This is a genomic window from Martinezella lusitana, assembly GCF_014207095.1.
GTDB classification, from domain to species: domain Bacteria; phylum Pseudomonadota; class Alphaproteobacteria; order Rhizobiales; family Rhizobiaceae; genus Rhizobium; species Rhizobium lusitanum_B.
Genome location: NZ_JACHBG010000007.1, coordinates 123,932 through 137,875, shown reverse-complemented (window position 1 = coordinate 137,875; position 13,944 = coordinate 123,932). Strand labels below are relative to the sequence as shown.

General features: G+C 58.9%; 12 protein-coding genes. 8 read left to right on the top strand and 4 right to left on the bottom strand.

Features of this window, described 5'->3' with window-relative positions:
- Positions 1-10 precede the first annotated feature (10 nt).
- Entirely contained in the window at positions 11-1,501 is a 1,491-nt protein-coding gene (locus GGD46_RS16870) for a carnitine 3-dehydrogenase (protein ID WP_184705878.1), read from the bottom strand.
- 7 nt (positions 1,502-1,508) lie between these two features.
- The gene (locus GGD46_RS16865; RefSeq protein WP_184705876.1) at positions 1,509-2,411 is read right to left on the bottom strand and encodes a 3-keto-5-aminohexanoate cleavage protein; all 903 of its coding nucleotides are present in this window, start codon (positions 2,409-2,411) and stop codon (positions 1,509-1,511) included.
- Positions 2,412-2,517: 106 nt separating this feature from the next.
- Here GGD46_RS16865 and GGD46_RS16860 point away from each other — a divergent pair, with 106 nt between their 5' ends.
- The 3 genes from GGD46_RS16860 to GGD46_RS16850 all read left to right on the top strand — a co-directional run bounded on the left by GGD46_RS16860 (position 2,518) and on the right by GGD46_RS16850 (position 6,381).
- Positions 2,518-3,510 (top strand): GlxA family transcriptional regulator, encoded by a 993-nt coding sequence (locus GGD46_RS16860; protein ID WP_184705874.1) that lies wholly within the window; start codon positions 2,518-2,520, stop codon positions 3,508-3,510.
- 586 nt (positions 3,511-4,096) lie between these two features.
- Complete coding sequence (locus tag GGD46_RS16855; RefSeq protein WP_184705872.1) at positions 4,097-4,444, top strand: hypothetical protein; 348 nt, start codon at positions 4,097-4,099, stop codon at positions 4,442-4,444.
- Between the two features lie 185 nt (positions 4,445-4,629).
- A complete protein-coding gene (locus GGD46_RS16850; RefSeq protein WP_409527690.1) occupies positions 4,630-6,381 on the top strand; it encodes a peptidoglycan D,D-transpeptidase FtsI family protein in 1,752 nt (583 codons plus the stop codon).
- 107 nt (positions 6,382-6,488) lie between these two features.
- On the opposite strand, the gene GGD46_RS16845 is transcribed toward GGD46_RS16850, so the two are convergent.
- Entirely contained in the window at positions 6,489-7,550 is a 1,062-nt protein-coding gene (locus GGD46_RS16845) for a LacI family transcriptional regulator (protein ID WP_281414656.1), read from the bottom strand.
- Between the two features lie 330 nt (positions 7,551-7,880).
- On the opposite strand from GGD46_RS16845, the gene GGD46_RS16840 reads away from it, so the two are divergent.
- From GGD46_RS16840 to GGD46_RS16825, 4 genes are all read left to right on the top strand, one after another.
- On the top strand, positions 7,881-9,143 hold the full coding sequence (locus GGD46_RS16840) for an ABC transporter substrate-binding protein (protein ID WP_184705868.1): 1,263 nt from the start codon (positions 7,881-7,883) through the stop codon (positions 9,141-9,143).
- Positions 9,144-9,225: 82 nt separating this feature from the next.
- Entirely contained in the window at positions 9,226-10,170 is a 945-nt protein-coding gene (locus tag GGD46_RS16835) for a carbohydrate ABC transporter permease (protein ID WP_184705866.1), read from the top strand.
- The gene (locus tag GGD46_RS16830; RefSeq protein ID WP_184705864.1) at positions 10,167-11,114 is read left to right on the top strand and encodes a carbohydrate ABC transporter permease; all 948 of its coding nucleotides are present in this window, start codon (positions 10,167-10,169) and stop codon (positions 11,112-11,114) included. Before GGD46_RS16835 ends, GGD46_RS16830 begins: the two co-directional genes overlap by 4 nt.
- Before the next feature lie 5 nt (positions 11,115-11,119).
- The gene (locus GGD46_RS16825; RefSeq protein WP_184705862.1) at positions 11,120-12,235 is read left to right on the top strand and encodes an ABC transporter ATP-binding protein; all 1,116 of its coding nucleotides are present in this window, start codon (positions 11,120-11,122) and stop codon (positions 12,233-12,235) included.
- 151 nt (positions 12,236-12,386) lie between these two features.
- On the opposite strand, the gene GGD46_RS16820 is transcribed toward GGD46_RS16825, so the two are convergent.
- Positions 12,387-12,827, bottom strand: coding sequence for a hypothetical protein (locus GGD46_RS16820; protein ID WP_184705860.1), 441 nt, complete (start codon positions 12,825-12,827; stop codon positions 12,387-12,389).
- A gap of 511 nt (positions 12,828-13,338) precedes the next feature.
- Here GGD46_RS16820 and GGD46_RS16815 point away from each other — a divergent pair.
- Positions 13,339-13,941 carry a 2-hydroxychromene-2-carboxylate isomerase gene (locus GGD46_RS16815; RefSeq protein WP_184705858.1) on the top strand — a complete coding sequence of 201 codons (603 nt, stop codon included), beginning with the start codon at positions 13,339-13,341 and terminating at the stop codon, positions 13,939-13,941.
- The last annotated feature ends 3 nt before the right edge of the window (positions 13,942-13,944 follow it).

The following is a 13,944-nucleotide window of genomic DNA, read 5'->3' as shown; positions in this document are numbered from 1 at the left end:
TCGCTTCCTCCTAGCGTTTTTGTCCCACATGACGGCCGGCTCCCTCCGGCATTGGCAAGGCGGCATGGCCAGCGACGATCGGCCTCAATCTCACCAGTATCTCCTCCAGTGCGGCAACGGCCTTGCCTGCCTTGGCATCGACATGCAGCAGCATCTGTTCGGCGGTCGCGATTACGTCGCCGCTTTCGCTATCGTGCAGCGTATGGAACACATGTAGCCGCTTCTCGTCGGATGCGAGGATCTGCGCAGAGGAATGGATGGCTTGACCGAGCTTGGCTTCGCCGAGATGGCGGATATGGGTTTCCACCGTATAGTAGCTATGGCCGCGCGCGACATAATCGAGATCGACGCCGATCAGGCGCAGCAGCGCATCCGACGTGTCGCCGAAGACCTGCAGATACCGATGCTCGGTCATATGGCCGTTATAGTCGACCCAGGCCGGGCTGACCTTGGTGTCGATCAGGCGCAGCGGCTTTGTAACCTCCAGCGTCTGTTTCTTTTCTCCGCCCGCAGCCCAAAGCTGCTGCTCGAAATCCTTCAGCAGTTTGCCGGCGCCCCAGCCCTTGCCGCCATGGCCTCCTTTCAGGCTCTGGAGGATGCCGACGAGGTTCTCGTCGCGGATGCGCTCAAGTTCGCGGATCGAAAGCCCGTCTGCCTGGTCGTCCGACTGCTGGCCGATCTTCTCAACGAGGGCATCGTCGAGATCGACGACATCCATCAGCTTCGTCCAGTTCCACTGCAATGCCGGACCGAACTGCGCCAGGAAATGCCGCATACCCGCTTCGCCGCCGGCAATGCGATAGGTCTGGAACAGGCCCATCTGCGCCCAGCGCAGGCCGAAGGAATAGCGGATCACATCGTCAAGCGTCTCGACGGTGCAGATATCGTCCTTGATCAGCCACAGTGCCTCGCGCCAAAGCGCTTCCAGCAGGCGATCACCAACAAAAGCCTCGATTTCCTTGGCGATATGGACGCCCTTCATGCCGATGGGCGGCAGTCGCTCCATCGCTGCCTTGATCGTGGCAGGGCTGGTCTTCTCGCCGCCGACGATCTCGACGAGCGGCAGGAGATAGACGGGATTATAGGGGTGGGCGACGAACAGGCGCTCCGGATGGCGCATGTCGCGCTGCAGGTCTGTTGGCAGCAACCCCGAGGTGGATGAGCCGATCAGCGCATCCGGCTTTGCCGCAGCATCGATCTGTGTCAGCACATTGCGCTTGAGATCCAGCCGCTCGGGCACGCTTTCCTGGATCCAGTCGGCACCGGCGACGGCTGCCTCCAGCGTGTCCCTGAATGTCAGTTTGCCGCGCGGCGGAAGCGGTGCGCCAGTCAGCATCGCATAGGCTTTTTCGGCATTTGCCAGAACCTCGCCGACGATACGGGTTGCTTCCGGGTGCGGGTCGTAGACATCGACATCGATGCCCGCCAGCAGGAAGCGGGCAATCCATCCGCCGCCGATGACGCCGCCGCCGATACAGGCCGCGTTATTGATCTTGGTCATCGGAGCCTCAGCGCTTCGTCAGTTTCAATTTCTTGCGGACATCTTCGGGGCCAATGATGCGCGCGCCCATGCCTTCAACAACCTGCACCGCCTTTTCGACAAGCTGCGCGTTTGTCGCGAGCATGCCCTTGCCGGCATAAAGATTGTCTTCCAGCCCGACACGGACATTGCCGCCGGCAAGGATCGCAGCCGCCGGATAGGCCATGGCATTGCGGCCGATGGAAAAGGCCGAGAAGGTCCAGCTTTTGGGAACGTTATTGACCATCGCCATAAATGTGTTGAGGTCATCGGGCGCCCCCCAGGGGATGCCCATGCAGAGCTGGATGAGGACGGGATCCTCGATCAGACCCTCCTCGGCAAGCTGCTTGGCGAACCAGAGATGACCGGTATCGAAGGCCTCGATCTCCGGGCGAACGCCGAGGTCCGTCATCTTCTTTGCCATGGCCCGCAGCATGGCAGGCGTATTGGTCATGACATAGTCGCCGAGGCTGAAATTCATCGTGCCGCAATCGAGCGTGCAGATTTCCGGCAGGCATTCGGCAACGTGGCTCACGCGCTCGGTGGCACCCGCCATATCTGTGCCCTTGGCATTAAGTGGCAACGGGCTCTCGACATTGCCAAATATCAGGTCGCCGCCCATGCCGGCCGTCAGATTCAACACGACATCGACGTCGGCGGAACGGATACGGTCCGTGACCTCCTTGTAAAGGTCGTTGCGGCGGCTGGCGGCGCCCGTTTCCGGGTCGCGAACGTGGCAGTGAACCACTGCCGCCCCAGCCTTGGCGGCATCGATCGCGGATTCCGCGATCTGCTTGGGAGTGATCGGAACATGGCTGGATTTGGAAACCGTGTCGCCGGCGCCGGTGACGGCACAGGTGATGAAGACATCGCGATTCATCGTAAGAGGCATTTTTGTTCTCCCTCGTATTAAGGACATTACGAGGCATGAGGCGCATTCTTGCTTTGCATTATCGGAGGCATTCGATACAGTTTCGGAACGATCGAAGGATTGCTGAATGCTCACATTGGCCAATGAGACGCTCGACATCGACCTCCTGATCCTGCCGGAGACGAACCTTATTCTGATCGCTTCGGTGATCGAACCGTTGCGCGGAGCCAATCGTATTTCCGGAGCGGAGCTTTATCGCTGGCGACTGTTCACGCTGGATGGTGCCCCGGTGGAGACGACGAGCTTCGTCCCGGTACCCGCCTCCGGAAGTTTCCGGCCAATGTCCGAGACGACACCGCTATTCGTTCTTGCCAGCTACAATTGGCGACGCAGCGCCACGCAGGCATTGAAGATGCAGCTGTCACAGACGGCACGTCATCGCTCGATGATTGCCGGCATTGAATCCGGCAGCTGGATTCTCGCCGAGGCGAGTCTTCTCGATAATGTCTCGGCCGCCGTTCACTGGGAAGATTTCGATGACTTCGCCCTCGCCTATCCGCAAGTGAGGGCGACCAGGGACCGCTTCGCGATCGACGGCAAGCGGATCACGACGGCGGGTTCGCTGCCGACGGTCGACCTCATGCTGGAAATCATCCGCCGGCGGCAAGGTTATTCGCTGGCGCTCGAGGTCAGCCGGCTGTTCATCTACGAACCGTCATCCGGCCAAAATGCAGCTGAGCTTTCCCCCTCGACTGCGGGTCTGCATATGCGCGACCCTCGCGTCGCCCAGGCCATTCGCCTGATGGAAGAACATATCGAGCAGCCATTGCTGCTTGCCCGTCTGGCGCGGCGGGTTGGCGTCAGCGCCCGCCATCTGCAGGGTCTTTTTCAGGACAGCATTGGGGTCCCCCCACATGTGCATTACCTGGCACTTCGACTGAATGCGGCGCGACGCAAAGTGATCGAAACGAAAGATACTTTTGCAGAAATCGCCGCAGCAACAGGCTTCAACTCTGCCTCGGCATTTTCCCGCAGCTATCGGGCGAGCTTTTCCGAAAGCCCGTCCGGCACCCGCCGCAGGCTTCGTCGACGCCTTGCAGCAAGAATGGAGCCTCAATAGGCCCAACTGAAAGTCACGCCGAACGGCATTTCGCCCGTCAGGCCACAACGGTGAATTGAGATCGTCGATAAAAGGCCGCGATTTCGCGTTCAAAGCAATCAAACGCCGCATGAACCCATGGCTCGTAAGCATCAACGCGGCCGCGGGCTTGGCGCCGGCTGCGCGATCTCAGCATCCCGATAAGCCGCAAGTCTACAAACCGCATCGCTTTCAAACCAGTATCCGACCTCAGGTCGCATAACATAGCCCGCACCGATCGTTGTCCATACATAAGAGACTTGAAAATTACGGAACTCGACGAGTGTTGCAAAATTGATAGCCGAACGCGCAGGCAGCAGGTGTCGGACGAGCGCTGTTTGAGGAGGCCGAGCGGTTCATCCGTGACAAGTTTGCGGCAAAGGCGACAAGACTGGCCGTCGTGGAAACCAATCCTGTCATGGCCTTGTGGATGAAGATGGGAGCCCTTCGTCGGAGAAGCGATCAAGTCGCAGAGCATCCTAATGGAGAAGGCGCTGCAGCGCGCCGCCATCTCGTTTTGCAACAGGGTTAACGAGACGTTAAACATTCCTGCCTAACCATTTGCGGCATGGTCGAACGTCTTGACAGGTTTGTGCGTTTGTTGATCGTTGCGTGGATGCTGGCCACCACGCTGGTCCTGTCTCCGATCGCGCCTGCTCTCGCCTTTGAGATCTCCTCCCAAGAGCTCCTTGCCGGCGCTGATACACGCTCCGCTGGGATGCAATTGGACGAAGATCTCTCCGCAGACGACCATAATCACAGCGATCAGGGCGCAGATCATACGCATGATGTTCCCTGGCTGGTCACCACGTCATCCATAGACAGATTGGCGGAGAAATCCGCCAAATGGCGGCTGGTTCAAGCCAAGGCGCCGCACCGCGACGCTGTTATGTTCGAACGGCCACCCCGTCTTTGATTCCCCACCGAACTCATCTCCCAACACTTTCGGTAGGAAATCATGGCAAGGCATTCCCACGCTTCTGGCGGGGCGCATCCGTTTGACGGCCAGCGCCTATCCGCGTCACTTCACGCCCATATCGGTCCAATGACTGCCCGGCGCTCATTGGGCACGCCATGACGATGCGCTTCTACATGAGAAAGATGCCGCTGCCCCCGCTTCGCAAGCGGCGGCGGCGGCCGTCCCCTCCCGCACTGAGGCTGAGGATCGCGTTTCTGGCGATTATCTTCATCGCGTCCTTCGCGATCATCGGCGCCAGACTTGTGCATTTCGGGCTGCATACTCCGCCACCGTCCGCAGCCGCCCTGATACCGCCATCGGTCGCCAGACCCAATATCGTCGATCGCAACGGCACGGTACTGGCAATGGACATACCTGTGGCCTCGATCTATGCCGAGCCACGCCGACTGGTTGATATCAACGAGGCCGTTGAAGGGTTGACCTCCGTGTTTCCGGATCTCAGCCCGGCGGAGCTCTATCGACGGTTCGACACGGATCGAGGTTTCGTCTGGGTCAAGCGCAAGATCCCGCTTGCAACCAAAAACCAGGTCTGGAACCTCGGTATCCCGAGCGTGGGCTTCCGCGAGGAGACGCAACGGCTCTATCCGAACGGGGATCTGGCGTCGCATGTTCTCGGCGCCGTCAACACCGACAATATCGGCATAGCGGGAATCGAAAAGTGGATCGATGGCCAAGGCCTGCAGATCCTGCGGGATACAGGTCTAAAGTTCGATGCGAACGCGCTGCACCCTATCGAGCTCAGCATGGATCTGCGCGCGCAATTCATCCTGAAAGACGAACTTCGCAAGGCAATGGACAAGTTTTCCGCAATTGCCGCGGCCGGGCTTATCCTTGACGTAACGAATGGCGAAGTCGTCGCCCTCGTCTCGCTTCCGGACTTCAACCCCAACATACCGTCCGATGCGCTGCGGTCCGATCGCATCAACCGGATTTCCGTCGGCACGTTTGAAATGGGATCGACCTTCAAGGCGCTGACGACAGCAATGGCGCTCGATTCCGGCGCCTTCAATCTGAATTCCGTCATCGATGCCAGCCAGCCGCTACGCCTGGGGCGCTCCACGATCTCGGATTTTCGCGGACAGAAAAGGCCGCTGACCTTGCCGGAAGCCTTCATTCATTCCTCGAACATCGCCATGGGGCGCATGGCTCTGACGGTCGGCAAGCAGGCTCAACAGAACTTTCTGAAGAAGATGGGGCAATTCGATCGACTGACGACGGAGCTTCCCGAAAGCGCCGTTCCGATCCTTCCGCCGCGATGGGGAGACATCAACACCGTGACCGTTGCCTTCGGGCACGGCATGGCGGTCACACCGCTGCAGGCAAGCATGGCAATCGCCTCATTGATCAATGGCGGGCGCCTCATCCAGCCGACCTTCATCAAGGGCACGCCGGTTGAAGATCGGATCCTCGCGAACAACGTCATTACCGCAAAGACAGGCGAAACCCTACGCTTTTTGATGCGGCTTAATGCCGAGATCGGTTCGGCAAGGGGCGGAAATGTTGCGGGCTTTTACATAGGCGGCAAAACAGGGACGGCCGAGAAAGTGGTTGGCGGCCGCTACTCCAAGGAGAGGGTCCTCACCTCTTTCATGAGCGTGACGCCAATCGACAACCCCAAATATCTGTTTCTGACCATTCTGGATGAGCCAAAGGGATTACCGGAAACCTACGGTTTCCGTACTTCCGGCTGGAATGCCGTTCCCGTGACTGGATCCATCATGGCGCGGGCGCTGCCCGTGCTTGGCGTTTCCCCGCGCTGGAGCCCGCCGGAGCGCCCATTCCCGGTCGCCCTTTCGGCGGGAGCATGGGGCGCCCATCGCTTCACACCGGTTGCAGCAGAGCGCTATCGGGCGGCGACGCAGGTCCTCCAATAGAGAGGCAAGCACGATTGCACCTTAGGAGGCGGCCGTTTGGCCGTCGTCTGCGCGTTGTCACGAGAGACCGTCCATGGCGTCGTAGCACGAGATCGGGGCCTGATTATTCAGTCGGCACCCGAAAGCACCGGAAAGCCGATTTCGGGCTTCAGCAAGACCTGCTTTTCGATCGTCTGATCGCCGGCGATGGAGGCAAGAAGGACATGGCCCATTCGCTCGCCGGTATCCACCAGATCCTCATAGATGGTCTCGACCTTGGGTTGGATCTGGCTCAGCAGCTTCGAGGTGCGTTTCGCCACCACGTCATATTCCACCCCAAGTGTCAGGCCGTTGTCGCCCATGCCGGTAATAGTCGCAAGAGCCGAAACCTCGCCGCCGCAGGTGAAGCCGTCGGGTGAGCCGGGCTGCGAGGCGCGTCGGCTCATATATTCACGGATTTGCTCGACGGGACAATCAAGATCGATCTCCTCGGGAATCTCGTAGTCGACGCCCGCCTCGCGGACGGCGGTCATGAAACCATGCAGGAGGTGCTGCGAAAAAGTCAGCCGTCTCGGTGGCAGGATGATCATCGGCTTTCGCCGGCCACGTTCCACTAATCGCTTCGTCGCCTCATAGGCAAAACTGAAATTGTCGTAGTCGACGAAAGGATGGTCGACCGTGAATTCCGTTCGCCCATGTGTGACAAACGGAAAGCCGCTTTCCAACAGAAGGCGAACACGCGGATCGAAAGGTTCCGTTCGGGATAAGAGCAACCCGTCGACCATCCCGTTGCGCACTAGGTAGCGAACGGCTTCGACATTGCTTCCATTGATGAAATTCGGTGTTACGATCAGATGATAAGCGGTGTTCCGCAAAGCCTTGGCCAGGCCGTGCATGATGGAAATGCCATAGCCGAGAATTTCCTCATGCGGATCGAGCAGGATGCCGATGACATTGGTCTTGCCTGTCTTTAGACGTTGCGCGGCGCGATCGGGCAGATAGCCGATCTGCGCAGCCACTGCATGGACGCGCTCGCGCGTCTCGATCGAAATCTGAGGTGCATTGCTCAATGCCCGCGACACGGTCGTAACGGCAAAGCCCGTCATTTCGGAAATGGTTCGCAGCGTCGGTTTGGCGCTTCTGCGCGCTGTCTTTGCAAGGGACGCGGATTTTCCGGAAGTGTCTTTCAAGGGAATACCCAGCCTGCCTCGGAGTGATCGCCTTGTACGCTGTTTCGAAACGAAGTGCAAATACGCCGATGCAAACGTTTTCGGTACTAACATTTGAAAAATCGGACCGCAGCATCCTCGAAAAATCATGACATTTACGAGCATATTCACGCATTTATAGCGAATATGAAGGCGTGCATCGACATCTTGACTTGAGAATATTTATAACGTTTTAAATGCTTCGCGGCGAACAAAGTCGCCAGCGGAATAGCTTCCGCTCGACGGTGGAGGCTTTTAGGGAAGCGGGGGAGGACCTTCGCTTGAACGACTTGCAAATTTGGGAGGCTATCAATGCGTAGATTTCTGACGACGACTGCAATGATTGCGCTGGCGGCTGCCGGTGCTGGCGTCTCGGCGCGCGCCGCTGACGTCAAGGAAGTGCAGATGCTGCACTGGTGGACGTCTGGCGGCGAAGCCGCTGCGCTCAACGTGCTGAAGCAGGATCTTTCCAAGGAAGGCTATGCCTGGAAGGACGTACCGGTCGCCGGCGGTGGCGGCGATGCAGCCATGACGGCACTGAAGGCCATGGTTGCCGCCGGCAATTATCCGACGGCCTCGCAAATGCTCGGCTACACCGTGCTCGACTACGCTCAGGCCGGCGTGATGGGCGACCTGACGGAGACCGCCAAGAAGGAAGGCTGGGACAATTCGGTGCCGAAGGCGCTGCAGAAGTTCTCGGTTTATAACGGTAAGTGGGTCGCAGCTCCGGTCAACGTTCACTCGGTCAACTGGCTCTGGATCAACAAGGCCGTCATGGACAAGATCGGCGGCAAGCAGCCGAAGACCTTCGACGATCTGATCGCACTTCTCGATAAGGCCAAGGCTGCGGGTGTCGTTCCGCTCGCGCTCGGTGGCCAGAACTGGCAGGAAGCGACGATGTTCGACTCGATCGTGCTTTCGACCGGCGGCCCCGAATTCTACAAGAAGGCCTTCAACGACCTCGACGAGGCTTCGCTGAAGTCCGACACGATGAAGAAGTCGTTCGACAACCTCGCCAAGATCGTCAAATATGTTGACCCGAACTTCTCGGGCCGCGACTGGAACCTTGCGACCGCCATGGTCATCAAGGGTGATGCACTGGTACAGGTCATGGGCGACTGGGCCAAGGGCGAATTCGTCGCCGCCAAGAAGACCCCGGAGAAGGACTATCTGTGCTACCGCTTCCCTGGCACCGAAGGCAGCGTGATCTATAACTCCGACATGTTCGGCATGTTCAACGTTCCTGCCGACCGCAAGGCCGCCCAGGTGGCGCTTGCAACCGCAACACTGTCGAAGAGCTTCCAGTCGGCCTTCAACGTCGTCAAGGGCTCGGTTCCCGCGCGCACCGACGTGCCGGACACGGCCTTTGACGCCTGCGGCAAGAAAGGCATCGCCGACCTGAAGCATGCCAATGAAGGCGGCACGCTGTTCGGCTCGCTCGCCCAGGGCTATGGTGCGCCTCCGGCAATCGCCAACGCCTATAAGGACGTGGTCTCGAAGTTCGTCCACGGCCAGATCAAGTCCTCTGACGAAGCCGTCAAGCAGCTCGTCCAGGCGATCGACGACGCACGCTGATAGCGGGTCGTGAGACCGGCTTCCCCGCTTGAGGTGGGGAAGCCTTTTATAGCAGGCCTACCTCGAGGAGGAGATGAAGCCCATGAGCTCAATTGCAACAAGGGAAGCGGTGTCGGCGCAGCCAACAGTGTCATTCCGCACCCGCCTGCAGGACGCCCTGCCGAGGATCGTGCTTGCGCCGAGTTTTGCCATCACGCTGGTCTTCGTCTACGGCTTCATCCTCTGGACGGTCTATCTGTCCTTCACGAACTCCAAGACATTTCCCTCCTACGACCTGACGGGCGTACGCGCCTATCAGCGCCTATGGCGCTGGACATTCGAAAACGACCCGCCATCGTCCTGGTATACGTCGATCGTCAATATGGGGATTTTCGGCTTTCTCTACGTGTTCATATGCCTGGCGCTCGGCCTGCTTCTGGCAATCCTGCTCGATCAGAAAATCCGGGGCGAGGGCATGCTCAGACCGATCTTCCTCTATCCGATGGCGCTGTCCTTCATCGTGACCGGCGTCGCATGGAAATGGTTCCTCGATCCGGGTCTCGGTCTGGAGCAGACCCTGCATCAATTCGGCTGGACAAGCTTCCACTTCGACTGGATCAAGAACAAGGACTTCGTCATCTACACCGTCGTCATCGCCGGCGTCTGGCAGGCCTCCGGCTTCGTCATGGCGATGTTCCTGGCCGGCCTGCGCGGTATCGACAGCGAGATCATGAAGGCTGCGCAGATCGATGGTGCCTCGCCGCTCCAGCTCTATCGCCGCATCATCATCCCCTTGCTGCGGCCGGTATTTCTCTCCGCCTTCATCGTGCTCGCCCACATGGCGATCAAATCCTACGACCTGGTGGTGGCGCTGACCTCGGGCGGGCCTGGCGGCTCGGCCTGGCTGCCGTCGAACTTCATGTATGAGTACACCTTCAAGCGCAATGAAATGGCGGTCGGCTCGGCTAGCGCGGTGATCATGCTGATGACCATCTCGGCGATCATCGTTCCCTATCTTTATTCCGAACTGAAGGAGAAGGCACGATGAGCTCCTTTGCTTCTCCCGCGGTTGGCCATGCGCATGGCGCAAACCGCCGCCGCTGGATCAGCCGCGTCGTCATCTACGGCCTGCTGTTCCTGTTCGCGCTGTTTTATCTCGCGCCGCTGTTCGTGATGCTGGTCACCTCGTTCAAGACCATGGACGAAATCCAGAACGGCAACATGCTGGCGCTGCCGAAATCACCCACCTTCGATCCCTGGCTGAAGGCATGGGGCGAGACCTGCGTCGGCCTCACCTGCGCCGGCATCAAGGGCTATTTCTGGAACTCGATCAAAATGGTCGTACCGGCGGTGGCGATCTCGACCATCCTCGGCGCGCTCAATGGCTACGTGCTGACCAAGTGGCGCTTTCCCGGCCATACGCTGGTCTTTGCCCTGATGCTGTTTGCCTGCTTCATTCCGTTCCAGTCGGTGCTGTTGCCGATGGCGACAATCCTCGGCGCGCTCGGACGCTTCGGTGGAACGCTGCAGGATGCGACCGGTTTCAGCTTCGGCTTCGGCAATTCGACCGTCAATCTGGTCTTCGTCCACGTTGTCTACGGCCTTGGCTTTACGACGCTGTTCTTCCGTAACTACTATGAGGCCTTTCCGACCGAGCTTGTGAGAGCCGCCCAGGTTGACGGCGCCGGCTTCTTCCAGATCTTCCGCCGCATCATGCTGCCGAGCTCGCTGCCGATCATCGTCGTGACCGTCATCTACCAGTTCACCAATATCTGGAACGACTTCCTGTTCGCGTCCGCTTACGCCGGCACCGGGGACTCCATGCCGATGACCGTCGCACTCAACAACGTCGTCAATACCTCGACCGGCGTGGTCGAATACAATGTCAACATGGCTGCCGCCATGATTGCCGCCGTCCCCACGCTCATCGTCTACATACTCGCCGGCCGCTACTTCGTGCGCGGTCTGATGGCGGGCGCTGTCAAAGGATAACTGCCATGGCTTTTCTCGAAATTTCCGGACTGAAGAAGCGCTATGGCGCCGTCGATATCCTGAAGGGCATCGATCTCGAGCTTGAAAAAGGCGGCTTCCTGGTTCTCGTTGGACCATCCGGTTGCGGCAAGTCCACCCTGCTCAACACCATTGCTGGTCTCGAGGCCATCAGCGAAGGCGATATCCAGGTCGACGGCCGCTCCATTGCTGGCCTGCATCCATCCAAACGTGACATTGCCATGGTCTTCCAGAGCTATGCGCTCTATCCGAACATGACCGTCGCCGGCAACATCTCCTTCGGCATGGAGATGCGTGGCGTGCCCGTCGAAGAACGCAAGAAGGCGATCGACGAGGTTGCCAAGGTGCTGCAGATCAGCCACCTGCTCGATCGCAAGCCGAGCCAGCTATCGGGCGGCCAGCGCCAGCGTGTCGCCATGGGCCGCGCCCTGGTGCGGGATCCCAAGCTGTTCCTGTTCGACGAGCCGCTGTCCAACCTCGACGCCAAACTGCGTGTCGACATGCGCACGGAGATCAAGCGCCTGCATGAGCGTATGAAGACGACGATCGTCTACGTCACGCATGACCAGATCGAGGCCATGACCCTGGCGACGAAAATCGCCGTGCTGAAGGATGGCGTTCTGCAGCAATTCGGAACACCGGCAGAGATTTATAACAATCCGGCCAACATGTTCGTTGCCGATTTCATGGGTTCGCCCGCCATGAACCTCTTGTCGGGCACGATCGAAAAGGGAAGCAACGGGCTTTCTGTCTCACTGGCACGCGCCGATGGCGAACCGATCAAACTGCCGATCGCAGCCGATCGCGCTCAGTTGGAAGCCCATAGCGGACGTCCAGTCGTCTTCGGCATTCGACCCGAGGCGCTGACCGATCCGGATGGCGCCGACCGCAACGCTAAGACGGTCGCTGAAAACGATTGCCTGATAGAGGTGGTCGAACCGGCAGGATCCGATACATTTGCCGTCATCAAGCTTGGCGGCAAAGAGGTGGTTGCTCGCTTGCGTGCCGATGTCCGCATTCAGGCGGGCCAGCACGCACGGCTGGCATTCAACCTCGACAAGGCCGTGTTCTTCGATCCCCAGACCCAGGCCAGGATCGCCTGAGGTCAGTCACACGGCAGACCGTTCGATCCTCTGGCCACATACGGCTGAGATAATAGCTTGGACAAGTCACGTGGCAGAGTTGCTCAGGCAACTCTGCCACTATGCCAACGATACGGCAGGACCAAATCTGACCGACCGTCTTTAAACGCTCTTACTTCACGGTGATGTTCAAGCCGCTGATATCGGCGTTGACCTGAAGGCCGACCTGCTTGCCTGTCAGCTCGAGCTGAGCACCCTTGTCATTTGTCATGACAATCATCTGGGCACCTTTGCCGACCGCGCCGCCGCCGCCAGCTGCACCGTAAATGCCGCCAACGTCCTGCGCGCGACGAATATGGCGCACAGTTCCCTGGAAGTAGGTCTTGGAAGCACCGAATGCGAGACCGCCCGAGATACCGCCGATCGAGATGGGATAATGGCGACCATGGAAGGTCAGTGTGCCCTCTCCGCCGGAGCCGCCAACGAAGAAGGCAGCCTTGTAAACGGAAAAGCGGATCGTGCCGCTGTCGGCATGCGCGGCACCGGCAAGGCCTATTCCAGCAGCAGCAATGGCAGCAAATGCGACGGAACGAAACCGGGACGAAATGTTCATAATCGTAGCTCCTCAAGTTCCCCGCCCACTTTACCGGCTGGGGGAATATCGACGTCGGATCAAAGTTATAGCTAAACCGTCTGGTTGGTCATTTGGTTCCAGACTTTTGAAAAATCCAGCTAACGAAGATCATATAGGAAGATCCTGATTGCGGATCCCGCAATTCTCATTGGTCGCCCGATCTTGAGCTTCACTGAATTATTCCATTAAATCCATAGAATGAGAATATTTATCCTTCCTCATCATTCGGTCCTTGCCTAGCCTGAGATCGGATTCGATGTAACAAAGGAAGGCTGGGACATAGCGGCCAGGTTCACCATCAACGCCGATGCGGGCGCGCCGACGACGCGAACTCAGGACATCCCTGGGTCGCCACCGGTGCTTTTGCCCGACCCGCTCAAGATGAGTCGGCAACTATGATTTCGGGCTATCGTCCAAGAGCCAGCGGCCGCCCTCGTTTGATATTCGACACCGCCAGTCAACCATCTGCCCCAAACGGAGTATGCGCGCAGTGACCAAAACCATCGACTATTTTTTCGGGATCGGCAGCCCCTGGGCCTATATCGGGCTGGAGCCTTTCAAAGCACTGGCTGCGCGCTTTGACGCACGGATTGAGCCCTATGTCATTCCTCTGATCGAAGACAATGGCGCCATCTATGCGCGCAATCGACCCGATGCACGCCGCGCCTATGGAGTGAAGGATCTCAAACGTTGGGCGGCCTTGCGCGGCAGGTCGCTGATGTTCGAGAACAGGAGCGCGCTTTCCGATCCAACGCCGGCAGGCCTGGCGGTGATCGCCGCACATCTTTCAGGGCAGCATTGGCTCGGCCTGACCCAGGCCTTGCAGGAGGCCTTCTGGACGCGGGCCGAGGATATCGGCAACGGCAAAATGCGCCAAGCGATCGCCGATGCGGCAGGCTTTGATGGAGCAGATATCGAAGCCCGCACGCAAAGCAAAGAAGTTCTGGGAAGATGGGAATCGAATTATGAAACAGCCAAGGCGGCGGGTGTCTTCGGCTTTCCCACGTTTCGCTATGACGGGGAACTTTACTGGGGCCAGGACAGTCTACCGTTCCTCGAACGCCATCTCGGCGGAGAAAAACTGCCGGCCTGACCT

What these genes read in the sequence shown, in the direction of transcription:
- GGD46_RS16870 (WP_184705878.1), bottom strand. Translation starts at nt 1,501, where the DNA reads ATGACCAAGATCAATAACGCGGCCTGTATCGGCGGCGGCGTCATCGGC.
- GGD46_RS16865 (WP_184705876.1), bottom strand. Translation starts at nt 2,411, where the DNA reads ATGCCTCTTACGATGAATCGCGATGTCTTCATCACCTGTGCCGTCACC.
- GGD46_RS16860 (WP_184705874.1), top strand. Translation starts at nt 2,518, where the DNA reads ATGCTCACATTGGCCAATGAGACGCTCGACATCGACCTCCTGATCCTG.
- GGD46_RS16855 (WP_184705872.1), top strand. Translation starts at nt 4,097, where the DNA reads ATGGTCGAACGTCTTGACAGGTTTGTGCGTTTGTTGATCGTTGCGTGG.
- GGD46_RS16850 (WP_409527690.1), top strand. Translation starts at nt 4,630, where the DNA reads ATGCCGCTGCCCCCGCTTCGCAAGCGGCGGCGGCGGCCGTCCCCTCCC.
- GGD46_RS16840 (WP_184705868.1), top strand. Translation starts at nt 7,881, where the DNA reads ATGCGTAGATTTCTGACGACGACTGCAATGATTGCGCTGGCGGCTGCC.
- GGD46_RS16835 (WP_184705866.1), top strand. Translation starts at nt 9,226, where the DNA reads ATGAGCTCAATTGCAACAAGGGAAGCGGTGTCGGCGCAGCCAACAGTG.
- GGD46_RS16830 (WP_184705864.1), top strand. Translation starts at nt 10,167, where the DNA reads ATGAGCTCCTTTGCTTCTCCCGCGGTTGGCCATGCGCATGGCGCAAAC.
- GGD46_RS16825 (WP_184705862.1), top strand. Translation starts at nt 11,120, where the DNA reads ATGGCTTTTCTCGAAATTTCCGGACTGAAGAAGCGCTATGGCGCCGTC.
- GGD46_RS16820 (WP_184705860.1), bottom strand. Translation starts at nt 12,827, where the DNA reads ATGAACATTTCGTCCCGGTTTCGTTCCGTCGCATTTGCTGCCATTGCT.